Annotated in this window: 20 protein-coding genes, 1 other RNA gene and 1 riboswitch; of the genes, 7 read left to right on the top strand and 14 right to left on the bottom strand. The window is 70.3% G+C overall.

The genetic code is table 11. From position 1 onward, the window contains the following. Positions 1–506: 506 nt before the first annotated feature. The 3 genes from rnpB to rsmI form a co-directional block, all read right to left on the bottom strand. An RNA gene (rnpB, locus tag WAF18_RS04520) (RNase P RNA component class A) lies at positions 507–885 on the bottom strand. Positions 886–1,001: 116 nt separating this feature from the next. Next, entirely contained in the window at positions 1,002–1,871 is an 870-nt protein-coding gene (locus tag WAF18_RS04515) for an alpha/beta hydrolase (protein ID WP_183427905.1), read from the bottom strand. Between the two features lie 38 nt (positions 1,872–1,909). Next, a complete protein-coding gene (rsmI, locus tag WAF18_RS04510) occupies positions 1,910–2,767 on the bottom strand; it encodes a 16S rRNA (cytidine(1402)-2'-O)-methyltransferase (RefSeq protein ID WP_337244074.1) in 858 nt (285 codons plus the stop codon). A 55-nt stretch (positions 2,768–2,822) separates the two neighbouring features. On the opposite strand from rsmI, the gene WAF18_RS04505 reads away from it, so the two are divergent. The 3 genes from WAF18_RS04505 (at position 2,823) to WAF18_RS04495 (ending at position 5,138) form a co-directional block, all read left to right on the top strand. Beyond that, the gene (locus WAF18_RS04505; RefSeq protein ID WP_337244073.1) at positions 2,823–4,052 is read left to right on the top strand and encodes a penicillin-binding protein activator; all 1,230 of its coding nucleotides are present in this window, start codon (positions 2,823–2,825) and stop codon (positions 4,050–4,052) included. Next, positions 4,049–4,429 carry a YraN family protein gene (locus WAF18_RS04500; protein ID WP_221187618.1) on the top strand — a complete coding sequence of 127 codons (381 nt, stop codon included), beginning with the start codon at positions 4,049–4,051 and terminating at the stop codon, positions 4,427–4,429. Before WAF18_RS04505 ends, WAF18_RS04500 begins: the two co-directional genes overlap by 4 nt. A gap of 151 nt (positions 4,430–4,580) precedes the next feature. Then, positions 4,581–5,138: a TlpA disulfide reductase family protein gene (locus WAF18_RS04495; protein WP_337244072.1), complete on the top strand. Its 558-nt coding sequence runs from the start codon at positions 4,581–4,583 to the stop codon at positions 5,136–5,138. 1 nt (position 5,139) lies between these two features. On the opposite strand, the gene thiL is transcribed toward WAF18_RS04495, so the two are convergent. From thiL to glyA, 9 genes are all read right to left on the bottom strand, one after another. Beyond that, a complete protein-coding gene (gene thiL, locus WAF18_RS04490; protein ID WP_337244071.1) occupies positions 5,140–6,096 on the bottom strand; it encodes a thiamine-phosphate kinase in 957 nt (318 codons plus the stop codon). 22 nt (positions 6,097–6,118) lie between these two features. Next, positions 6,119–6,583 (bottom strand): transcription antitermination factor NusB, encoded by a 465-nt coding sequence (gene nusB / locus WAF18_RS04485; protein WP_337244070.1) that lies wholly within the window; start codon positions 6,581–6,583, stop codon positions 6,119–6,121. Further along, the gene (gene ribH, locus WAF18_RS04480) at positions 6,580–7,047 is read right to left on the bottom strand and encodes a 6,7-dimethyl-8-ribityllumazine synthase (protein ID WP_337244069.1); all 468 of its coding nucleotides are present in this window, start codon (positions 7,045–7,047) and stop codon (positions 6,580–6,582) included. The genes nusB and ribH overlap by 4 nt, the downstream gene beginning before the upstream one ends. A 40-nt stretch (positions 7,048–7,087) precedes the next feature. Next, positions 7,088–8,188, bottom strand: a complete 1,101-nt coding sequence (gene ribB, locus WAF18_RS04475) for a 3,4-dihydroxy-2-butanone-4-phosphate synthase (RefSeq protein ID WP_337244068.1) — start codon at positions 8,186–8,188, stop codon at positions 7,088–7,090. Next, positions 8,185–8,802: a riboflavin synthase gene (locus tag WAF18_RS04470; RefSeq protein ID WP_337244067.1), complete on the bottom strand. Its 618-nt coding sequence runs from the start codon at positions 8,800–8,802 to the stop codon at positions 8,185–8,187. The genes ribB and WAF18_RS04470 overlap by 4 nt, the downstream gene beginning before the upstream one ends. A gap of 94 nt (positions 8,803–8,896) precedes the next feature. Further along, positions 8,897–9,064: riboswitch (FMN riboswitch) on the bottom strand. A gap of 180 nt (positions 9,065–9,244) precedes the next feature. After that, positions 9,245–10,342 (bottom strand): bifunctional diaminohydroxyphosphoribosylaminopyrimidine deaminase/5-amino-6-(5-phosphoribosylamino)uracil reductase RibD, encoded by a 1,098-nt coding sequence (gene ribD, locus WAF18_RS04465; protein ID WP_337244066.1) that lies wholly within the window; start codon positions 10,340–10,342, stop codon positions 9,245–9,247. A gap of 118 nt (positions 10,343–10,460) precedes the next feature. Continuing rightward, positions 10,461–10,985, bottom strand: coding sequence for a transcriptional regulator NrdR (gene nrdR, locus WAF18_RS04460; protein ID WP_183427916.1), 525 nt, complete (start codon positions 10,983–10,985; stop codon positions 10,461–10,463). A 24-nt stretch (positions 10,986–11,009) separates the two neighbouring features. Then, the gene (locus WAF18_RS04455) at positions 11,010–11,501 is read right to left on the bottom strand and encodes an energy transducer TonB (RefSeq protein WP_337244065.1); all 492 of its coding nucleotides are present in this window, start codon (positions 11,499–11,501) and stop codon (positions 11,010–11,012) included. Continuing rightward, complete coding sequence (gene glyA, locus WAF18_RS04450) at positions 11,501–12,769, bottom strand: serine hydroxymethyltransferase (protein WP_337244064.1); 1,269 nt, start codon at positions 12,767–12,769, stop codon at positions 11,501–11,503. Before glyA ends, WAF18_RS04455 begins: the two co-directional genes overlap by 1 nt. A 302-nt stretch (positions 12,770–13,071) precedes the next feature. Between glyA and ettA the strand changes: the two genes are divergently transcribed. From ettA to pyrF, 4 genes are all read left to right on the top strand, one after another. Beyond that, positions 13,072–14,736 (top strand): energy-dependent translational throttle protein EttA, encoded by a 1,665-nt coding sequence (ettA, locus tag WAF18_RS04445; RefSeq protein WP_183427919.1) that lies wholly within the window; start codon positions 13,072–13,074, stop codon positions 14,734–14,736. Between the two features lie 38 nt (positions 14,737–14,774). Continuing rightward, entirely contained in the window at positions 14,775–15,347 is a 573-nt protein-coding gene (locus WAF18_RS04440) for an AAA family ATPase (RefSeq protein WP_337244063.1), read from the top strand. A 62-nt stretch (positions 15,348–15,409) separates the two neighbouring features. Further along, complete coding sequence (gene map, locus WAF18_RS04435) at positions 15,410–16,147, top strand: type I methionyl aminopeptidase (RefSeq protein ID WP_337244062.1); 738 nt, start codon at positions 15,410–15,412, stop codon at positions 16,145–16,147. Positions 16,148–16,155: 8 nt separating this feature from the next. Further along, positions 16,156–16,986, top strand: coding sequence for an orotidine-5'-phosphate decarboxylase (gene pyrF / locus WAF18_RS04430; RefSeq protein WP_337244061.1), 831 nt, complete (start codon positions 16,156–16,158; stop codon positions 16,984–16,986). A 10-nt stretch (positions 16,987–16,996) separates the two neighbouring features. Here pyrF and WAF18_RS04425 read toward each other — a convergent pair whose 3' ends face one another. Both WAF18_RS04425 and pncB read right to left on the bottom strand, forming a co-directional pair. Further along, positions 16,997–17,740: a DUF3667 domain-containing protein gene (locus WAF18_RS04425; RefSeq protein WP_337244060.1), complete on the bottom strand. Its 744-nt coding sequence runs from the start codon at positions 17,738–17,740 to the stop codon at positions 16,997–16,999. 129 nt (positions 17,741–17,869) lie between these two features. Next, positions 17,870–19,054, bottom strand: a complete 1,185-nt coding sequence (gene pncB, locus WAF18_RS04420) for a nicotinate phosphoribosyltransferase (RefSeq protein ID WP_337244059.1) — start codon at positions 19,052–19,054, stop codon at positions 17,870–17,872. Between the last annotated feature and the right edge of the window lie 75 nt (positions 19,055–19,129).

The raw sequence follows: 19,129 nt of genomic DNA, 5'->3' as shown, positions 1-19,129 counted from the left end.
GCATGCAGGGGAGGTGATCTGGGCGCACGGCGCGCGATTCCATTCCCGCGACGCGGAGATGACTGAAGCATGCGGCGCCGTGGGGAAACGATCGCGGGGGCCGCCCTGCTCCCTCCTCCGCTATGCGGGGGAGAGCTGGGGTGGGGCGCAGAGGCCTGCCCCCCCGCCATGCGGAGAGGGATGGTGTGGGGGCAGATGCCTGCTCCCTCCCCCGCCATGCGGGGGAGGGTTGGGGTGGGGGCAGATGTCTGCTCCCTCCCCCGCCACGCGGGGGAGGGCTGGGGTGGGGGCGCAGACGCCTGCTCCCCCAGCCATGCGGAGAGGGTTGGTGTGGGGGCAGATGTCTGCTCCCTCCCCCGCCATGCGGGGGAGGGTTGGGGTGGGGGCGGACGCTCGCAGGATCGCGGCGCGTTGCCTCCTCACTCCTCCCCATGCCGGCACATAGATCCGCAACACATGCCGACCTCCCCTGCACTGCAGGGGAGATCAGCCGCGTTTTTAGAAGGTGGCGGAGCCGGCCTGTAAGCCGGGTTCTGTCGTGGACAGTCATTCCTCTAGGCGCATCGTCACCGATACGCTCGAGCAACCTACCCGGACCCGACGCGGGCCGCGTCATGAGGTCCCTATTTGGTCTTGCTCCCGGTGGGGTTTGCCGTGCCGGCCTGTTACCAGGCTCGCGGTGCGCTCTTACCGCACCATTTCACCCTTGCCCGCACCTGGCCGTCCGGAGACGACCGGGCCGCTGGCGGTATCTTTCTGTTGCACTTTCCGTCGACTCGCGCCGCCCAGGCGTTACCTGGCACCGTGCCCTGTGGAGCCCGGACTTTCCTCGGCGCCGGTCTCCACCGAAGTGAAGGCCGACGACGCGACTGTCCGGCCGACTCCGCCGGTGCACATTGTCGCACGCCGCTCCGGGCGTGGCAGCCTTTGGCCAGTGCGATCGCCATCAACGCCGCGCGTCCATGCAGCTTGTCGCCTGCACAGCACCCGGCGATGCCAGCTCAGTCGCGCTCGACCCGGTCCAGCATTGCCAGCATGGCGGCGCGGAACTGCGGCGAGAACGACGCGTCGTTGTGGCCGCGCTCGGGCACGATTTCCAGGCGCTTGTCCTGGGCCGGCAGCGGCACCGCGTCGAACAGCGCCTGCGAAAACCGCGGTGCGGTGACGACATCGCGTTCGCCGACGACGAACAGCACCGGCTCGTCCAGCCGCTTGGCGACCTCGAGGTTGCCGGCCTGCTGCAACGCCGGTGCGATGTCGAAGCGGCGTACCGTCAGCCGCGTCCAGAACCCAGAACGCGCGCGCATCGCCGCGGCCCAGTCCTCGGCCGTGGTCATCGAACTTTCGAGCACCAGCCCATCGAGCGTGCGCGCATCGGCGACATGGCCGGCGAGGAAGCTCCCCAACGATTGCCCGTGCACGATCAGCGGCCGGCCCGACGCCGCGGTGTCGCTGCGCAGCGCGTCGTAGACCTGCAGGGCATCGGCCTGCAGCGCGGCGATCGTCGGCGTGCCGGTGCTGCCGCCGTAGCCGCGGTGGTCGACCAGCACCAGGTCCACCGGCAAGGCGTCGTAGACCCGCAGCGCGTACTTGGCATACAGACCGATGCGATAGCCGTTGCCGCCGAAGTACAGCACCGTCGCCCGGGCATCGGGCCGCTGCAACCGCAGTTGATACAGCGAAGCGCCGTCGGGCGTTGCGATCCGCGTCTCGGTCGCGGTGTATGCAGGGTACTCGGCACGCAGCGCGGCGAGGTCGGTGGGCGGTGCCGGCATCGGCCGGACAAGATGTGATTCCTGCACGCGCAAGGCACAACCGGCCAGCACGAGACAGCACACGACGGTCGCCAGACGGCGTAGGGGTCGAGACATGCGAACAGCATCCTTGCAATGGATGCCGTTCGACCCGCTCAGGCGTCGGGAGTTCCCTGCCCGTACAACGCCTTGCGCGGCGCGCCGCTGAGGTCGGCGGCGACCTTGGCGGCGGTCGACGGCGGCAGGTGACGCGCGAGCGCGGCGTAGAGCCGCCGGCCTTCCGCCAGCGCCGCGTCCTCGGACGCAGGGGCGCCTTCGACGAGCACGACAAATTCGCCCTTGCGCTGGTCGGCATCGGCGACGACGCGCGCGTGCAAGGTCGCCAGGTCGCCGTCGAGCACGGTCTCGAACAACTTGGTCAGCTCGCGCGCAACGACCGCGCGGCGCGTGGGACCGAATGCCGCGACGGCATCGGCGAGCATCGCGTCGATCCGGTGCGAGGATTCGTAGAACAGCAAGGTGCGCGGCTCGGCGGCGAGCATCTGCAGCCGCTCGCGGCGCGCGCCGGCCTTCGCCGGCAGGAAGCCCTCGAATACGAAGCGGTCGCTGGGCAGGCCGGCCACGCTCAGCGCGGCGATCAGCGCGCTGGCGCCCGGCACCGGCGACACCCGCAGGCCGGCCGCACGCGCGGCCGCAACCAGCCGGAAGCCCGGATCGCTGACCAGCGGGGTGCCGGCATCGCTGACCAACGCCAGCGCCTCGCCGCTGCGCAGGCGCTCCACCAGGCGCGCCGCCAGGCCATCCTCGTTGTGCTCGTGCAGCGCGACCAGCGGCCGCTCGATGCCGAAATGACCAAGCAACTGGCGGGTGTGCCGGGTGTCCTCGGCGCAGATCGCATCGACATCGCGCAGCACCTGCTGCGCGCGGGGCGACAGGTCGCCGAGATTGCCGATCGGCGTGGCGACGACGTGCAGGACGCCCGGCGCGGGCGTGGGGCGGGCGGATGCAGTCATCGTCTCCACAGCGGAACGCTAGAATGCGGCCATTATCCCGCAGCGGAACCGCGACATGACAGCAACCCAGGCCCAGACCGCGCACGCGACCCCGCGCGTCCTCCGTCCCGGCAGCGCCACCCGCCCGATGGTGGCCGTGGCTCTGGTGGCGCTGATCGCCGGGTGCGCGACCGTGCGCACCACCGGCACCGCCGGGCCCGGCGCCGGCGACGTCGCCCCCGCCGAGCCGGGACGCTGGCAGTTCGACAACGCCCGCCCGCCCGCCGAGTCCGATGGCTACCGTCCGCCGCGCAAGCTCGCGGTGCTGCTGCCGATGAGCGGCGCGCTGGCAACCGCGGCCGGCCCGGTCCGCGACGGCCTGCTGGCCGGCTACTACGGCGAGCGCCGCACGCGGCCGGAACTGGCCTTCTACGACACCGCCGGCACCCCGGCCGGCGCCGCTGGCGCCTATGCCCGCGCGGTCGCCGAGGGCGCCGACCAGATCGTCGGGCCGCTGGGCCGCGACGAGGTCGACGCGGTCATGCAGTCGGCGCCGGCAGTGCCGCTGCTCGCGCTCAACCGCGGCGCGACCACACCGCCCGAGAACTCGGCGGCGTTCTCGCTGGCACCGGAGGACGAAGGCGATGCGGCCGCGCAGTACCTGCTGAACCGCAACGCGCGCAATGTGCTGGTGCTCAGCAATGGCGACGACAATGCGCGGCGCAGCGTCGACGCGCTGCGCGCACGCCTGACCCAGGCCGGCGGCAACATCGTCGGCACGATCGCGGTCGTCGGCGACACGCCGGTCGACCAGACCGCTGTCTTCCGCAACGCGGTGACCGCCGGTGCGGGCGTGGACGCGGTGTTCCTCGCGATCCGCGGCAACCAGGCGCGCGTGATCGCGCCGCAGCTGTCGGTTGCCGGGCTCGGCAGCCGGTTGCGCCTGGGCACCTCGCAGCTCACCGCGGGCACCGGCAAGCCGGAAGAAGACCAGATCCTGGACGGCATCGTGTTCCCGACCGAAAGCTGGTCGACCGGGGCCAGCGCGCGCTCGCTGCCGCCGCAGGCGACGATCGCCCGCGACCTGCCGACCGCGCGCGGCGGCGCGGCGCGGCTGTTCGCGTTCGGCTTCGATGCCTGGCTGCTGAGCGGCTACCTCGAACACCTGAGCCGCAATGCGGAGGCCGGGATCGGCGGCGCCACCGGCATGCTGCGCATCGGCCCCGGTGGCCAGGTCGTGCGCCAGCCGGCGTGGGCGACCTGGCGCGACGGTCGCGTGGTCGCGCAGGCGGACGCCGGCGGTTGAACGATCGCCGCAGCGACGGCCAGGCCGCCGAGCGGGCGGCACTGGCCCACCTGCAGGCGGCCGGACTGACCCTGCTGGCCGCCAACGTCGGCTATCGCGGCGGCGAACTGGACCTGGTCATGCGCGATACGCGCGGTGCGACTGCAACGGTCGTGTTCGTCGAGGTGCGACATCGTCGCAACCTGCGCTTCGGCGGCGGCGCGGCCTCGATCGATGCCGGCAAGCGCCGCCGGCTCGTGCTGGCGGCGCAGCTGTTCCTGTCGCGCCAGCCTCGGCTGCGTGACCTGCCCTGTCGCTTCGATGTCGTCGAAACCAGCGGCGATGTCGCCGCGCCGACGCTGCGTTGGATCGAGGACGCGTTCCGCGCGGACGATTGAGCGTCTGTTCGCGACGTGCACGCGGCGTTTGTCGACGCGCGCATCTGCCGCCGCATGACCATCGCCTGGACCCATGCCAGATCAGGGTCCGATGCGCATCCGGTGGTGCCGCATGCGAAGATCGGCACGGGGCACTACAGGGGATTCAGGGATGAGGCGATCGATCGCCAGCTGCGTGCTGGCCTGCCTGCTGTTCACCACTGCGATGGGCAGCGCGTCCGCCCAGGACGCGACGCCACCGGCGGTCGGCAGCCTGCCGCCACCGTTGCTCGGCAAGGACCGCGCAGGCCGCGACGTCGATCTCGCCGCGCTGCGCGGCAAGGTCGTGATCGTGACGTTCTGGGCCTCCTGGTGTCCGCCCTGCCGCAAGGAACTGCCGGTGCTGGGGCAGTTCCAGCGCGTGGTGGGCCGCGATGCGCTCGAGGTCATCGCGGTCAACTACAAGGAACCGCGCGCCGAGTTCAACAATGTGGTCCGCCAGAACCGCGACATCGACCTGACCTGGATTGCCGACCCGCGCGGCCGCATCAGCGATCTGTACGGCGTGCGGACGCTGCCGCACATGTTCATGCTCGATCGCGAAGGCCGCGTGGCCTTCACCCATCGCGGCTACAGCGAGCAATCCCTGCCCGGCATCATCGACGAAGTGCTGAGCCTGCTGCCCGAGGAGGTGCGCACGCGCCCGGTATCCGACACCGCAGCGCGCTGAGTCAGCCGGGGAAATGGTCCCAGCCAGCGCGCGCCGGCGTCCAGGCGACCCCATCGCCGGTGTGCGCAACGACGCCGTCGCCGGCCACGATGTGCCCGATCCGGGTGACCGGCGTGCCGCTGGCGCATGCGACCGCGTCGATCGCCGCGCGCGCATGCGCGGGGGCGGTGAAACACAGCTCGTAATCGTCGCCGCCCGCGGCCTGCAGCGCACGCCGCTGTTCGGGATCGGCGATCGCGCGCCGCAGCGCCTCGGAGGCCGGCAGCGCATCGACATCGATCTGCGCCCCCACCCCACTCGCCCGGCAGACATGGCCGAGGTCGGCCAGCAGACCGTCGGACACATCGATCGCGGCATGCGCATGCGCCGCCAGCGCCCCGCCCAGCGCAAGCCGCGGGTCCGGGCGATCGAGCCGACGACGCAGTTCGGCATCGCGCGCCCCGCCCTGCGTCCACTGCGCAAGTGCGGCTGCCGCATCGCCCAGGGTGCCGCTGACCCAGACGTCGTCGCCGACCCGGGCACTGTCGCGCCGCAGCGCCTGGCCGGGCGCAACAAGGCCGTGCACCGTGACGCAGACCGACAGCGGGCCGCGCGTGGTGTCGCCGCCGACCAGCGCGACCGCGTGCGGACGCGCCAGCGCGTCGAAGCCGTCGAGGAAGGCATCGATCCAGGCGGCATCGGGGGTCGGCAGCGACAGCGACAAGGTGCACCAGGCCGGGCGTGCGGCCATCGCGGCCAGGTCCGACAGATTGACCGCCAGCGCCTTCCAGCCGATGTCGGCGGCGCCGGTGTCGTCTGGAAAATGCACGCCGCTATTGAGCGTGTCCATCGCGACCACGAGCTGCGCGCCCGGTTCGGGCGCCAGCAGCGCGGCATCGTCGCCGATGCCCAGCACCACATCGCCCCGCTGCACCACGCGGGCGCGGATGCGGTCGATCAGCGCGAATTCGCCGGCCATCGGTGCGCGGGCGCGATGACGCTCAGCGGCCGCGCAAGGCCCCGACCTCGGGCGCGCGCCACTGCGCGGCGGCACGGTCGAGTACGCCGTTGACGTAGGTGTGGCCGTGTTCGGAACCGAAGCGCTTGACCGTACGCAGGGCCTCGTCGATGACCACGCGGTAGGGCACGTCGACGCGGTGCTGCAGCTCGTAGGCGGCGATGCGCAGCATCGCGCGCTCGATCGGGTCGACCTCGTCGATCTCGCGGTCGAGGAACGGCGCCAGCGCAGCATCGAGCTCGCGGTAGCGGCTGCCCACGCCGTGCACCAGATCTTCGAAGTACGCCAGATCGGCGACTTCATTGGCCTGTTCGTGGGCGAACTGCGCGACGATCTCGCGCGCCTGCGCGCCGGACATCTGCATCGCGTAGACGGCCTGCAGCGCGCGGCGGCGCGCGCGCGAGCGCAGCACCGGGTCGACGCCATGGGGTTTGCGGGTCTGGGTCATCCGATCTTGTCCAGCAGATTGCTCATTTCGATGGCGACCAGCGCCGCCTCCTCGCCCTTGTTGCCGTGACTGCCGCCGGCCCGCTTCTCGGCGTCGCCATAGTCCTCGACCGCGAGCACGCCGTTGGCGACCGGCACGCCGGCATCGAGCGCGACGCGCATCAGCGCATCGCTGCAGCCGTCGGCCACTTGCTCGTAGTGGCGGGTGTCGCCGCGCACCACGCAGCCCAGTGCCAACAGCGCGGCATGGCCGCCGGCCGCGGCGAGGCGCGCGCACGCCAACGGGATCTCCCAGGCGCCGGGCACGCGCACCACGTCGACCGCGTCGTCGGCGACGCCGTGGTCGGCGAACGCCTTGCGCGCGCCGGCGACGAGCGCGTCGGTGATCTTGGGATTCCAGCGGCTGGCGACGATCGCATAGCGCGCGCCGGCCGGGGCGCGCAGGTCGCCTTCGATGTGACTCATGGGCATGGGGCCTCGCTCAGGCCGGCCAGTTTAGCGCGCGTCATGCCGGAACGGTCTCCACGACCTCCAGCCCGTAGCCGGCCAGGCCGATCTGCCGGCGCGGCGTGCCCAGCACGCGCAGCCGGCCCAGGCCCAGATCGGCCAGGATCTGCGCGCCGGCGCCATTGCGCCGCCACTGGCCGACATCCTTGTCCTTGCCCGGCGGGCGCACGACCGGTTCTTGCCGCAACCGCGCCAGCAGACCGTCGGCATCGCGCGGCGCAGACAGCACGACCATCACGCCCTGCCCTTCGGCCGCGATCGCACGCAGCGCGTCGGTGGCGGCGACGCCGAAATCATCGCGGCGCCAGTGCAGCAGGTCGGCCAGCGGGTTCTCGACCTGGACACGGACCAGCGTCGGGGTCGCCGCATCGGGCGTGCCGCGGACCAGCGCGAAATGCAGTTCGTGCGCGATCCGGTCGCGGTAGGTCACCAGCCGGAACGGGCCGAACTCGGTGTCGATGTCGCACTCGTCGATGCGCTCGACGGTGCGTTCGGTGCTCAAGCGGTAGGCGATCAGGTCGGCGATCGAGCCCATCTTCAGCCCGTGCTCGCGTGCGAACGCCTCCAGCTCCGGGCGGCGGGCCATGCTGCCGTCGGGGTTGAGGATCTCCACCAGCACGCCCGCCGGCTCCAGTCCCGCCAGCATCGCCAGGTCCACACCGGCCTCGGTGTGGCCGGCGCGCGTCAGCACGCCGCCGGGCTGGGCGATCAGCGGGAAGATGTGGCCGGGCTGGTGCAGGTCCTCGGGCCGCGCGTTGGGCCGGACCGCGGTGCGAATGGTATGCGCGCGGTCGTGCGCCGAGATGCCGGTGGTCACGCCCTCGGCGGCCTCGATGCTGACCGTGAAGTTGGTCTGGAACTGCGCGGTGTTGGCCCGCACCATCGGCGCCAGGCCCAACTGGGCCGCGCGGTCCGCGGTCAGCGGCAGGCAGACCAGACCGCGGCCGTGGGTGACCATGAAGTTGATGTCGGCCGGCCGGACCAGCTCGGCGGCCATGATCAGGTCACCCTCGTTCTCGCGGTCCTCGTCGTCGACGACCACGACCATCCGGCCGGCACGGATCTCTTCGAGCAGTTCGGGAATCGGCGCGAAGTTCATGCATGCGCTCCCGGCGGCACCGCGCCGCTGGCCAGCAGGCGCTCGACGTAGCGCGCGACCAGGTCCACCTCGAGGTTGACCGCCTCGCCCACCGCGGTGGCGCCGAACGCCGTGTGCGCGACGGTGTGCGGCACCAGGGCCACTTCGAAGCCGTCGGCATCGACCGCGTTGACCGTCAGGCTGACACCATCGACGCAGATCGAGCCCTTGTGCGCGACGTAGCGCAGCAATGCCGCCGGCGCCTCGAAGCGCCAGCGCTGCGCGCGGGCATCGTCGTGCACCGAGGCCACGCGGCCGACGCCATCGACATGGCCGCTGACCAGGTGGCCGCCAAGCCGATCGGTCGGGCGCATCGCGCGTTCGAGGTTCAGCGGTCGGCCCGCGGCCAGCGCGCCGAGCGTGGTCAACGCCAGCGTCTCGGTCGAGGCATCGGCCTCGAAGTGCGCGTCGTCGTGCGCGACGACCGTCAGGCAAACGCCATTGACCGCGATGCTCTCGCCCAGCGTCACGTCCGCGAACGGCAGCGTGCCGACCGCGATGCGCAGCCGCGCGTCGCCGCCGCGGGCCTCGTTGGAAACCAGGCGTCCGACGCCTTCGATCAATCCGGTGAACATGTCGCTGCCTCCGTCCGTGCGGATCGCCCGCACGGTGTGCCGAATGGGAACGGTTCGGGACGCGACAGCGCGCGCGGCCACAGGCCACGCAGGACGTCGTCTTCTTGCATCCGGACTATGACCGTCGGCCCCGGACTTCGACCGGGTCTGCTGACCTGCCGGGCCGATGCGAGGATCTCGCACGTCGCCGGCAGCGCTCGCGGGCTCGCGCGTCGCCGCGCCTACCGCCGGTGGGGACTTCCACCCCGCCCTGAAGACATTCGATTGGATGCCGGACGGGCCGGCGCGGGCATTCTAGCAGCGCCGTGCCCGTCACCCCGCCCCGCTTGGCGGGACGCTTCATTGCACCGAGCCCGGATTTACGCGCTTGCGTGAGCGCGCCGGCCGATGCCGCGCCCCGGCAGGCACCGCGCTCGGGGGCCTTGGGTCGGGGGCAGCGGGCTCAGCCGGTGGCAGCCGGCCGCAGCCGCAGCCGGAGGTCGTCGCCGAGGCGCGCAACCTCGACGGTCTCCAACTGCAGCCGTTGCGCCATCGTGTCGATGCCCAGGCCGTCGAACAGCGGCCGGGCGCGCTCGCCGAGCAGCACCGGGGCGACATAGAGCAGCAGTTCGTCGACCAGGCCCGCCCGCAGCAACGCACCCGAGAGCACCGCGCCGGCCTCGACCTGGACCTCGTTGATGCCGCGAGCGGCCAGTAGCGTCAGCGCCGCCGCCAAGTCCAGCCGGCCGTCGCGCTGCGGCACCGCGGCGTGTTCGCAGCCAAGATCCGCCGGCACCGCGGCATCGGCGGCGTGCAGATAGAGCGTGGGCGCGGCCGCGTCGCGGACCTGTCGGCGCGACAGCGAAGCGAGCCCGGCATCGAGCACGACGCGCAGCGGCGGCAAGAACGGCGCCGCATCCTCGAGCCGCACGGTGAGCGCCGGGTCGTCGGCGAGCACGGTGCCGCTGCCGGTCAGGATCGCGCCGCTGCGCGCACGCCAGCGCATGACGTCGGCGCGCGACTGCGGACCGCTGATCCACTTCGACGTGCCGTCGGCCATGGCCGTGCGCCCGTCGAGGCTGCAGGCGAGCTTGACCCGGGCCCACGGGCGGCCGCGCTCGACCCGCGACAGGAAGCCCACGTTGAGCGCGCGCGCCTGCGCTTCCAGCAGGCCGGCCTGGACCGTGATCCCGGCCGCACGCAGCCGGGCGAAGCCGGCGCCGTCGACCTGCGGGAACGGGTCGCGCATCGCCGCGACCACGCGCGCCACGCCGGCCTCGATCAAGGCATTGGCGCAGGGCCCGGTGCTGCCGACGTGCGCGCACGGTTCGAGGGTGACATAGGCGGTCGCCCCCCTTGCCCGCTCACCGGCGGCCTGCAGCGCGACCACCTCGGCGTGCGCCCCCCCCTTGCGCGCGTGCCAGCCTTCGCCGACGACCGCACCGCCTTGCACCAACACGCAGCCGACCATCGGATTGGGCCGCGCCGTCCAGGCGCCACGCTCGGCCAGCGCCAGTGCATGCGCCATGTGGCGGTGGTCGTCGGTATCGAAGTCGGTCATATGCGGCATTTCCAGATGATCAGGGGGCTTGCGCCATGTGCTTGAGCGCACGCCTGCGCAACTCGCCATCAGCCGGCGCGCAATTCGGATCCCGCCAACCGCGCGCTCGCGCGGCCGGTCAGCGCTTGCGCGCGCCGCGACCGGGTGGCAGGGTCTCGCCGCCGAGCAGCGGCAGTTGCGCATCGGCCGGCAGGTCGCGTTCGAGCCGGTCGAGCTCCTCGCGGAAATCGGCCACGTCCTCGAACGCCCGGTAGACCGAGGCGAAACGCACGAAGCCGACATGGTCGAGCTTGCGCAGTTCGGCGATGACGAATTCACCGACCCGTCGTGACGAGACCTCGCGCTCGGCGGTCATGCGCAACTGGTGCACCACAGCCCGCACCGTGGCCTCAATCTGCTCCTCCGACACCGGGCGTTTGTGCAGCGCGCGATCCATGCTCAGGCGCAGCTTGCGCGCGTCGAACGGCTCGCGCCGGCCGTCGCCCTTGATGATCGCCGGCAGCTTGAGCTCGATCGTCTCGAGCGTGCTGAACCGCTCGCCGCAGGCCTCGCACTCGCGACGCCGACGGATCGTTGCGCCGTCCTCGGACGCGCGCGAATCGATCACCCGGGTGTCGATGTGCTGGCAGAAGGGGCAGTGCATACCGGGTCCGGAAGAAATGCAGCGCTAGGGGGTACCGAACTCGACCGGCTGGCGGACCAGCGAGCGGATCGGCTGGCCATGCAGTGTGGATGGCGCGAAACGGTACCCGAGCGCGAACTCCACAGCGCTGGACTCATAGAGCGGGTCGGAACTGCAGGTCACCAGCGCCTCGGGCACAGAGCCATCCTTCTCGATCAGGATCAGTACCACAACATGGCCAGCGCCATAGGCGCGCAGCGCCCGCCTGGGATAGCGCAGCTCTCGGGGCGCCTCGCGCAAGATGGGATCCACGGCGGCCGAGATATCCTGATCGACGAGGTCGCCGTACCAGGCTTCGAGACGCTCGCGCAATTGGTCTTCCGTCATTCGAGGCGTCGTGCCGGCCGGGCAGAGCAACAGCTCCTCAGGCCCTGCCTCGGCATAAATCGGATCGACGGCAGCATCGCGCACGACGTTGCCCTCCTGCGCCGGCGACGACGCAGCCGCCAGCACGGCGAGCAGAGATGCCGCCCACATCAGCCGTAGACCGGGTACTTGGCGCACTGCGCGGCGACCTTCTCGCGCACCGCGGCGATGACGGTGTCGTCGGCCGGTGCGTCGAGTACGTCGCAGATCCAGTGGGCCAGGTCGGTGCAGTCGGCCTCGGTGTAGCCGCGCGTGGTCACCGCCGGCGTGCCCAGGCGCAGGCCCGAGGTCACGAACGGCTTGCGCGGGTCGTTGGGCACGGAGTTCTTGTTGACCGTGATGTGGGCGCGGCCCAGAGCTTCCTCGGCCTCCTTGCCACTGACATCCTTGCCGATCATGTCGACGAGCATCAGGTGGTTCTCGGTGCCGCCGGAGACGATCTTGTAGCCACGCTCGATGATGACCTTCGCCATCGCCTGCGCGTTCTTCACCACCTGCTGCTGGTAGGTCTTGAACGCCGGGTCCAGCGCTTCCTTGAACGCAACCGCCTTGGCGGCGATCACGTGCATCAGCGGACCGCCCTGAATGCCGGGGAACACGATCGACTGCAGCTTCTTGCTCATGTCGTCGAACAGGTCGCCCGCACCTTCGCGGCTGGCAACGATGATGCCGCCGCGCGGACCGCGCAGGGTCTTGTGCGTGGTCGAAGTCACGACATGCGCATGCGGCAGCGGGCTGGGGTACACGCCGGCCGCGACCAGACCCGCGACATGGGCCATGTCGACGAACAGCAGCGCGCCGACCTTGTCGGCGATCGCGCGGAAGCGCGCCCAGTCGATCTTCTGCGAGTACGCCGAGAACCCGGCGACAACCATCTTCGGCTTGTGCTCGAGCGCGAGCCGCTCGACCTCGTCGTAATCGATCAGCCCGGCATCGTCCACGCCGTACTGCACCGCGTCGAACAGCTTGCCCGAGGCGTTGACCTTGGCACCGTGGGTCAGATGGCCGCCGTGCGCCAGACTCATGCCCAGGATCTTGTCGCCGGGCTGCAGCAGCGCGAAGTAGACCGCCTGGTTGGCCTGCGAGCCCGAATGCGGCTGCACGTTGGCGTAGTCGGCATCGAACAACTGCTTGAGCCGATCGATCGCCAGTTGCTCGGCGACGTCGACGTACTCGCAGCCACCGTAGTAACGCTTGCCCGGATAGCCCTCGGCGTACTTGTTGGTCAGCTGGCTGCCCTGGGCCGCCATGACCAATGCGCTGCAGTAGTTTTCCGATGCGATCAGCTCGACGTGATCCTCCTGCCGGCGGACCTCCGCGGCGATGGCCTGGGCGAGTTCGGGATCGAAGCTGTCGAGACGGGCGTCGCGCGGGAACATCGAGGACTCCAGGATCGGGCGTGGCCGGCCATTGTAGCCGGCCGCGCGGGGCGAAGCCCGGCCGGACGCCCTGCCACGGCTCTGCAGCCGGAGGGCGCGGCGGTGCCGGGCTCGCCCGACGATGCGCAAGTGCGCGCCGCGGCCTCAGGTCGGAGGCGCCCTCCGCACAGGCGCGACCGTGGTCCCGGCGCGCGCAGCCGCGGACGCGTCCCTTGGGATGCGGGCTATAATCGCGGGCATTCTTCTCCCGCCTGACGCCGCCCGACCGGGCCCCGGCGCGGGCAGGCGCAACCGGAGCCCCCATGTCCTCGCAATACATCTACACCATGAACCGCGTGTCCAAGGTGGTCCCGCCGAAGCGGCAGATCATCAAGGACATCTCGCTGTCGTTCTATCCCGGCGCCAAGATCGGCCTGCTGGGCCTCAACGGCGCCGGCAAGTCGACGGTGCTCAAGATCATGGCCGGCGTGGACACCGACTTCGAGGGCGAGGCCCGCCCGCAGCCCGGCATCAAGGTGGGCTACCTGGAGCAGGAGCCGCGCCTGAACCCCGAGCAGACGGTCCGCGAGGCGGTCGAGGAAGGGGTCGGTGAGGTGCTGCAGGCCCAGGCCGCGCTCGAGGCGGTCTACGCCGCCTACGCCGAGGAAGGCGCCGATTTCGATGCGCTCGCCAAGGAACAGGAGCGCCTGGAGGCGATCCTGGCCGCGGGGGATGCGCACACGCTGGAGAACCAGCTCGACGTCGCCGCCGACGCGCTGCGTCTGCCGCCGTGGGACGCGAAGATCGGCAACCTCTCGGGCGGCGAGAAGCGCCGCGTGGCGCTGTGCCGCCTGCTGTTGCAGAAGCCCGACATGCTGTTGCTCGACGAACCGACCAACCACCTCGACGCCGAGTCGGTGGAGTGGCTGGAGCAGTTCCTCGCTCGCTACACCGGCACCGTCGTGGCCGTCACCCACGATCGCTACTTCCTCGACAACGCTGCCGAGTGGATCCTCGAGCTCGACCGCGGCCGCGGCATTCCGTGGAAGGGCAACTACACCGACTGGCTGACGCAGAAGGATGAGCGCCTGAAGCAGGAAGAGAACCAGGAGAAGGCGCGCCAGAAGGCGATCCAGAAGGAACTCGAGTGGTCGCGGCAGAACGCCAAGGGCGGCCGCTCCAAGGGCAAGGCGCGCCTGGCCCGCCTGGAAGAACTGCAGTCGCAGGACTATCAGAAGCGCAACGAGACCAACGAGATCTTCATTCCGCCGGGCGAGCGCCTGGGCAACTCGGTGATGGAGTTCAAGAACGTCAGCAAGAAGTTCGGCGACCGGCTGCTGATCGACAACCTGTCGATGATCGTGCCGCCGGGCGCGATCGTCGGCATCATCGGCCCCAACGGCGCCGGCAAGTCGACGTTGTTCAAGATGATCACCGGGCAGGAAAAGCCGGACTCGGGCGAGATCATCGTCGGACCGACCGTGCAGCTGTCCTACGTCGACCAGAGCCGCGACAAGCTCGAAGGCAACCACAACGTCTTCCAGGAGATCGCCGGCGGTCTGGACATCCTCAACATCAATGGCGTGGAGATCCAGTCGCGCGCCTACATCGGCCGCTTCAACTTCAAGGGTCAGGATCAGCAGAAGCTGGTCGGCTCGCTGTCCGGTGGTGAGCGCGGTCGCCTGCACATGGCCAAGACGCTGCTGCAGGGCGGCAACGTGCTGCTGCTCGACGAACCGTCGAACGACCTGGACATCGAAACGCTGCGCGCGCTGGAAGACGCGCTGCTGGAGTTCCCGGGCAACACCTTCGTGATTTCGCACGATCGCTGGTTCCTCGACCGCATCGCCACGCACATCCTCGCGTTCGAGGGCGACAGCCACGTCGAGTTCTTCCAGGGCAACTACCGCGAGTACGAGGAAGACAAGAAGCGCCGCCTCGGCGACGACGCCGGTCCCAAGCGCCTGCGGTTCAAGGCGCTGAAGTGACCCGTGAGGACCCGCGCACCGCGGGTCCCGATCCGGCCATGACGCCGCCCCATCGCATCCACATCTTCGGCGCGTCCGGCAGCGGGACCACCACGCTGGGCGCCGCACTGGCCGCACGCCTTGCGCTGCCGCACGTGGATGTCGACGAGGTCTACTGGAAGCCGACCGACCCTCCTTATACCGAGAAGACGACGCCGGACGAGCGCATCGCGGCGATCGAACAACGTCTGACCGGTCATGACGGGTGGATCCTGACCGGTTCGCTGGTGAGCTGGGGAAGCAGCCTCGTCGCGCGATGCACATTGGCCGTTTTCCTCTCGCTCGACGACACTGAGCGCATGCATCGCCTCCTCGCCCGCGAACGGACCCGCTACGGCGACCGCATCGCACCTGGCGGCGATATGGTCGGCCACCATCGCGCCTTCATGGACTGGGCCGCCCAGTACGAGACGGGCGGCCCGGAAATCCGCAGCCGGGCGATGCACGACCGCTGGCGGCAAACCCTGCACTGCCCGGTCATGACGCTCGACAGCCGGCAGTCGCCTCAGGCGCTGGCCGATGCGATCATCGCCCAACTCCCAAAACCGGGGTCAGAGTCGATTTTTCCCTGACCCCGTCACCCGCACGCCCTTCGGCGCACAGCCATGAAATTCGACTCTGACCCCGGTTTTCCATGACGATCCAGACGCCTGATGAGCTCGAAGGCCTGCGGCGCGCAGGTGCGCTGGTCGCCGGCATCCTGTCCACGATGCGGGATCAGGCGATCGCGGGCGTCACGCCGCGCGCGCTCGATGCGGTCGGCGCCCAGATGCTGCGCGAGGCCGGCGCGCAGTCGGCGCCGGTGCTGACCTACGGCTTTCCGGCGGCGACCTGCATCAGCGTCAATCGGGTGGTCGCGCATGGCATTCCGGATGGCACGCCGCTGTGCGACGGCGACCTGGTCAACATCGATGTCTCGGCCGAGCTCGACGGCTTCTTCGCCGACACCGGGGCGAGCTTCGTCGTCGGCACGGCCAATGCGGCGCAGCAGCGCCTGCTCGATGCGACCCGTGAGGCGCGCGATGCGGCGATCGCACAGTTGCGTGCGGGCGGACTGATCAACAGCATCGGCCGGACTATCGAGATGGTCGCCGCGCGTCGCGGCTTCCGGGTCATCCGCGACCTGCAGAGCCACGGCGTCGGGCGCGCGCTGCACGAGGAACCGGGCTCGATTCCGGGTTACTACGACCGACGCGACACCCGCCGGCTGCACGCCGGCATGGTGATCACGGTCGAGCCGTTCCTGGCCACGCACAGCACCCGCACCGACGCGCAGGGCGACGGCTGGTCGCTGGTCTGCCCGAAGGGCGTCGGCGCGCAGTTCGAGCATACGGTCGTGGTCACCCACGACGCCCCGATCATCGTGACCTGAGGACCACCATGCCCCGCTCTTTCATGCAGGCGCTGCGCGCGCGCTGGCAGGCCGCCGATACGCTGGTCTGCGTGGGGCTGGACCCCGAACCTGCGAAGTTTCCGGCCCGGTTTTCCGGCGACCCGGATGCGGTGTTCGCCTTCTGCCGCGACATCGCCGATGCGACGGCCGAGTACGCCTGCGCGTTCAAGCCGCAGATCGCGCACTTCGCCGCGCTCGGCGCCGAGGCTGCACTCCAGCGGCTGATCGCGCACCTGCATGCCCAGCATCCCGACGTGCCGGTGATTCTCGACGCCAAGCGCGGCGATATCGGCAGCACCGCCCAGCAGTACGTGGGCGAGGCCTTCGAGCGCTACGCCGCCGATGCGGTTACGGTGAATCCGTATCTGGGCCGCGACTCGGTGCAGCCGTTCCTCGACCGCGAAGACAAGGGCGTGGTGATCCTGTGCCGCACCTCCAATCCCGGCGCCACCGATCTGCAGGATCTGCCGGTCGCGCAGGGCGGCGCCACGCGCCCGCTGTACCAGCATGTCGCCGAGACGATCGCGCGTGACTGGAACGCGCACGGCAACTGCGCCCTGGTCGTCGGCGCGACCTGGCCGGCCCAGTTGCGCGAGGTCCGGGCGATCGTCGGCGATCTGCCGTTCCTGGTGCCGGGCGTCGGCGCACAGGGCGGCGATGTCGAGGCGGTCGTGACCCACGCCAGGAGCGCCGACGGCACCGGATTGATGGTCAGCTCCTCGCGCGCGATCCTCTACGCGTCGAGCGGCGACGACTACGCCGAGGCCGCGGCGCGGAGCGCGCGTCAGTTGCGCGACCAGATCCGCAGCGTCCGCTGATCGCGCGGCGTCAGCCCGCCGACACGACCAGGACCACAGCGAGGACCACCAGACCGACCGCCACAGACGCACCGGCGACATACAGCGCAAGCCCGACCGCGCCGCGCAACAGCGCGTTCCACCACGGCAGGCCGTCGAAACTGCGGATCAGGCTGTAGAGGAACCAGCCCATCGCCAGTCGCGTCGCCCACAGTTCCGCGTGCGGGAACACCCCACGCAACGCGATGCCGATCGACCAAAGCAGGAATGTCTGTGCGGTCAGGAATGCGGTGATCGTCAGCCACTCGGGATAGTTCAGCCGGGCGGCACGCCAGAACGCCAGCTTCAAGGCGGCCGCTTCGAGCGGCACCAGCAGCAGGGTCAGGATGCTCAGATTCGCCGCCGCCCACGTGCCGAGCCCACGCAGCAGTGCCACTGCCCGTTCGGCGTTGTCGGGCGCGGCGGGTTGGGCACCGATGGCGGCCTGCGCGCCGGCATTGAAGTCGGCCATCGTGCCTGTCCCCGGCAACAGGCGGTTGAGCAGCACCACCAGCGCGGCCGTGGACACCAGCAGCCACAGCGGCTTGGCGTACCCGGCGCGCCGGCCAGCCAGATAGTCACCAATCACCCTGCCGGGCCGCAGCAGCAGCCAGACCAGCGTGTGCACGATGCCGTGCTCGAGGCTGAAGACGTCCCGGCGCAGCGCGTCGCCGATGAAGCGCCAGTCGATGCGCTGCCCGTCCGTGTTCGCGCAACGCGGACAGACCGCGTCCATGTCCCCGGACTCCAGCGCCTGCGGCTGCCGATCCCACCCCGTCTGCTGCATGCGTTGCCCCCTACGCTGCCTCGCGTGCCCGGGAGTATCGCACCTGGAAACACCCGCCGCGGAAGCTGGCGCAGCCGGTCAGTCCAACGTCTTGGCCACCCCGAACACCTGGCGCAGATAGCTCAGGTAACCGGGGTCGTCGCACATGCTCTTGCCCGGCGAATCACTGAGCTTGGCCACTGGCTGGCCGTTGCAGCGGACCATCTTGATGACGATGTTCAGCGGCGTCGGGCCGAGGTCGTTGGTCAGGTGCGTGCCCACCCCGAACGCGACCTGGCAGCGGCCGCGGAAGTGGTCGTGGAGCCGCATCACTTTGGCAAAATCCAGGCCGTCACTGAAGACCAGGGTCTTGCTCGCCGGATCGACGCGGTTGTGCTGGAAATGCGCAAGCATGCGGTCGCCCCAGACGAAGGGGTCGCCCGAATCGTGGCGCACGCCGTCGAACAGCTTGCAGAAGTACATGTCGAAATCGCGCAGAAACGCGTCCAGACCGACCACGTCCGACAGCGCGATGCCCAGGTCGCCGCGATACTCGTGCGCCCAGGCCTCGAGCGCCGCGACCTGCGAGTCGCGCAACCGCGGCCCGAGCGCCTGGAACGCCTGCAGGTACTCGTGCGCCATCGTGCCCAGCGGCGTCATGCCGTAGCGGCGCGCGAAATCGACGTTGCTGGTGCCGACGAACTGCGCACCCAGTGCGTCGCGCAACAACGGCAGCATGTGGCCGTGCCACTGCCGCGAGTAGCGGCGCCGCGTGCCGTAGTCGGCGACCTTGCAATCGTCGAAGCCGGGCGTATCGCGCAACAGCGCAGCCTTTGCCTGCAACCGGCGCTCGCCCTCGGCGAAATCCGGCGCCGAGGTGTTGCGAAACCAGACCTCGTTGACGATCGCCAGCAGCGGCACTTCGAACAGGATCGTGTGCAGCCAGGGGCCGCGGATGTCGAGTTCGATCTCGCCCGGCACCGATGCCGACGACCGCAGTTCGATGTACTTGCGGTCGAGCCGGAACAGCCCGAGGAAGTCGGCGAAGTCGGGCTTGATGAAGCGCAGGCCGCGCACATAGGCCAGTTCGTCATCGGTGAAGCGCAGCGCGCACAGCGCGTCGATCTCCTGCTCGATCTGGTCCAGATAGCGCGCCAGGTCGATGCCCGGGGTCCTGCACTTGAACCGGTACTCGACGTGCGCACCGGGGTGCTGGTGCAGCACCGCCTGCATCATCGTGAACTTGTACAGGTCGGTGTCGAGCAGGGACTGGATGATCGGCATGGGGCGGTCCGCGAAAAGAGCCCGGCTAGCCTAGCGCGTGGGCGGTGGCGAAAGCGCCTGCATCGCTCACCGGCC

The sequence above is a fragment of the Luteimonas sp. gir genome, from assembly GCF_037198055.1.
GTDB classification, from domain to species: Bacteria; Pseudomonadota; Gammaproteobacteria; order Xanthomonadales; family Xanthomonadaceae; genus Luteimonas; species Luteimonas citri_A.
The sequence above is the reverse complement of the archived record's forward strand: the minus strand, read 5'-3'. Positions and strand labels throughout refer to the sequence as shown.

Coding starts and splice junctions, on each gene's coding strand:
- WAF18_RS04470 (WP_337244067.1), bottom strand. CDS start 8,802: ATGTTCACCGGATTGATCGAAGGCGTCGGACGCCTGGTTTCCAACGAG.
- nrdR (WP_183427916.1), bottom strand. CDS start 10,985: ATGCACTGCCCCTTCTGCCAGCACATCGACACCCGGGTGATCGATTCG.
- ettA (WP_183427919.1), top strand. CDS start 13,072: ATGTCCTCGCAATACATCTACACCATGAACCGCGTGTCCAAGGTGGTC.
- WAF18_RS04425 (WP_337244060.1), bottom strand. CDS start 17,740: ATGGACGCGGTCTGTCCGCGTTGCGCGAACACGGACGGGCAGCGCATC.
- ribH (WP_337244069.1), bottom strand. CDS start 7,047: ATGAGTCACATCGAAGGCGACCTGCGCGCCCCGGCCGGCGCGCGCTAT.
- WAF18_RS04505 (WP_337244073.1), top strand. CDS start 2,823: ATGACAGCAACCCAGGCCCAGACCGCGCACGCGACCCCGCGCGTCCTC.
- glyA (WP_337244064.1), bottom strand. CDS start 12,769: ATGTTCCCGCGCGACGCCCGTCTCGACAGCTTCGATCCCGAACTCGCC.
- ribD (WP_337244066.1), bottom strand. CDS start 10,342: ATGACCGACTTCGATACCGACGACCACCGCCACATGGCGCATGCACTG.
- thiL (WP_337244071.1), bottom strand. CDS start 6,096: ATGGCCGGCGAATTCGCGCTGATCGACCGCATCCGCGCCCGCGTGGTG.
- WAF18_RS04440 (WP_337244063.1), top strand. CDS start 14,775: ATGACGCCGCCCCATCGCATCCACATCTTCGGCGCGTCCGGCAGCGGG.
- nusB (WP_337244070.1), bottom strand. CDS start 6,583: ATGACCCAGACCCGCAAACCCCATGGCGTCGACCCGGTGCTGCGCTCG.
- WAF18_RS04455 (WP_337244065.1), bottom strand. CDS start 11,501: ATGTGGGCGGCATCTCTGCTCGCCGTGCTGGCGGCTGCGTCGTCGCCG.
- pyrF (WP_337244061.1), top strand. CDS start 16,156: ATGCCCCGCTCTTTCATGCAGGCGCTGCGCGCGCGCTGGCAGGCCGCC.
- rsmI (WP_337244074.1), bottom strand. CDS start 2,767: ATGACTGCATCCGCCCGCCCCACGCCCGCGCCGGGCGTCCTGCACGTC.
- map (WP_337244062.1), top strand. CDS start 15,410: ATGACGATCCAGACGCCTGATGAGCTCGAAGGCCTGCGGCGCGCAGGT.
- pncB (WP_337244059.1), bottom strand. CDS start 19,054: ATGCCGATCATCCAGTCCCTGCTCGACACCGACCTGTACAAGTTCACG.
- ribB (WP_337244068.1), bottom strand. CDS start 8,188: ATGAACTTCGCGCCGATTCCCGAACTGCTCGAAGAGATCCGTGCCGGC.
- WAF18_RS04515 (WP_183427905.1), bottom strand. CDS start 1,871: ATGTCTCGACCCCTACGCCGTCTGGCGACCGTCGTGTGCTGTCTCGTG.
- WAF18_RS04495 (WP_337244072.1), top strand. CDS start 4,581: ATGAGGCGATCGATCGCCAGCTGCGTGCTGGCCTGCCTGCTGTTCACC.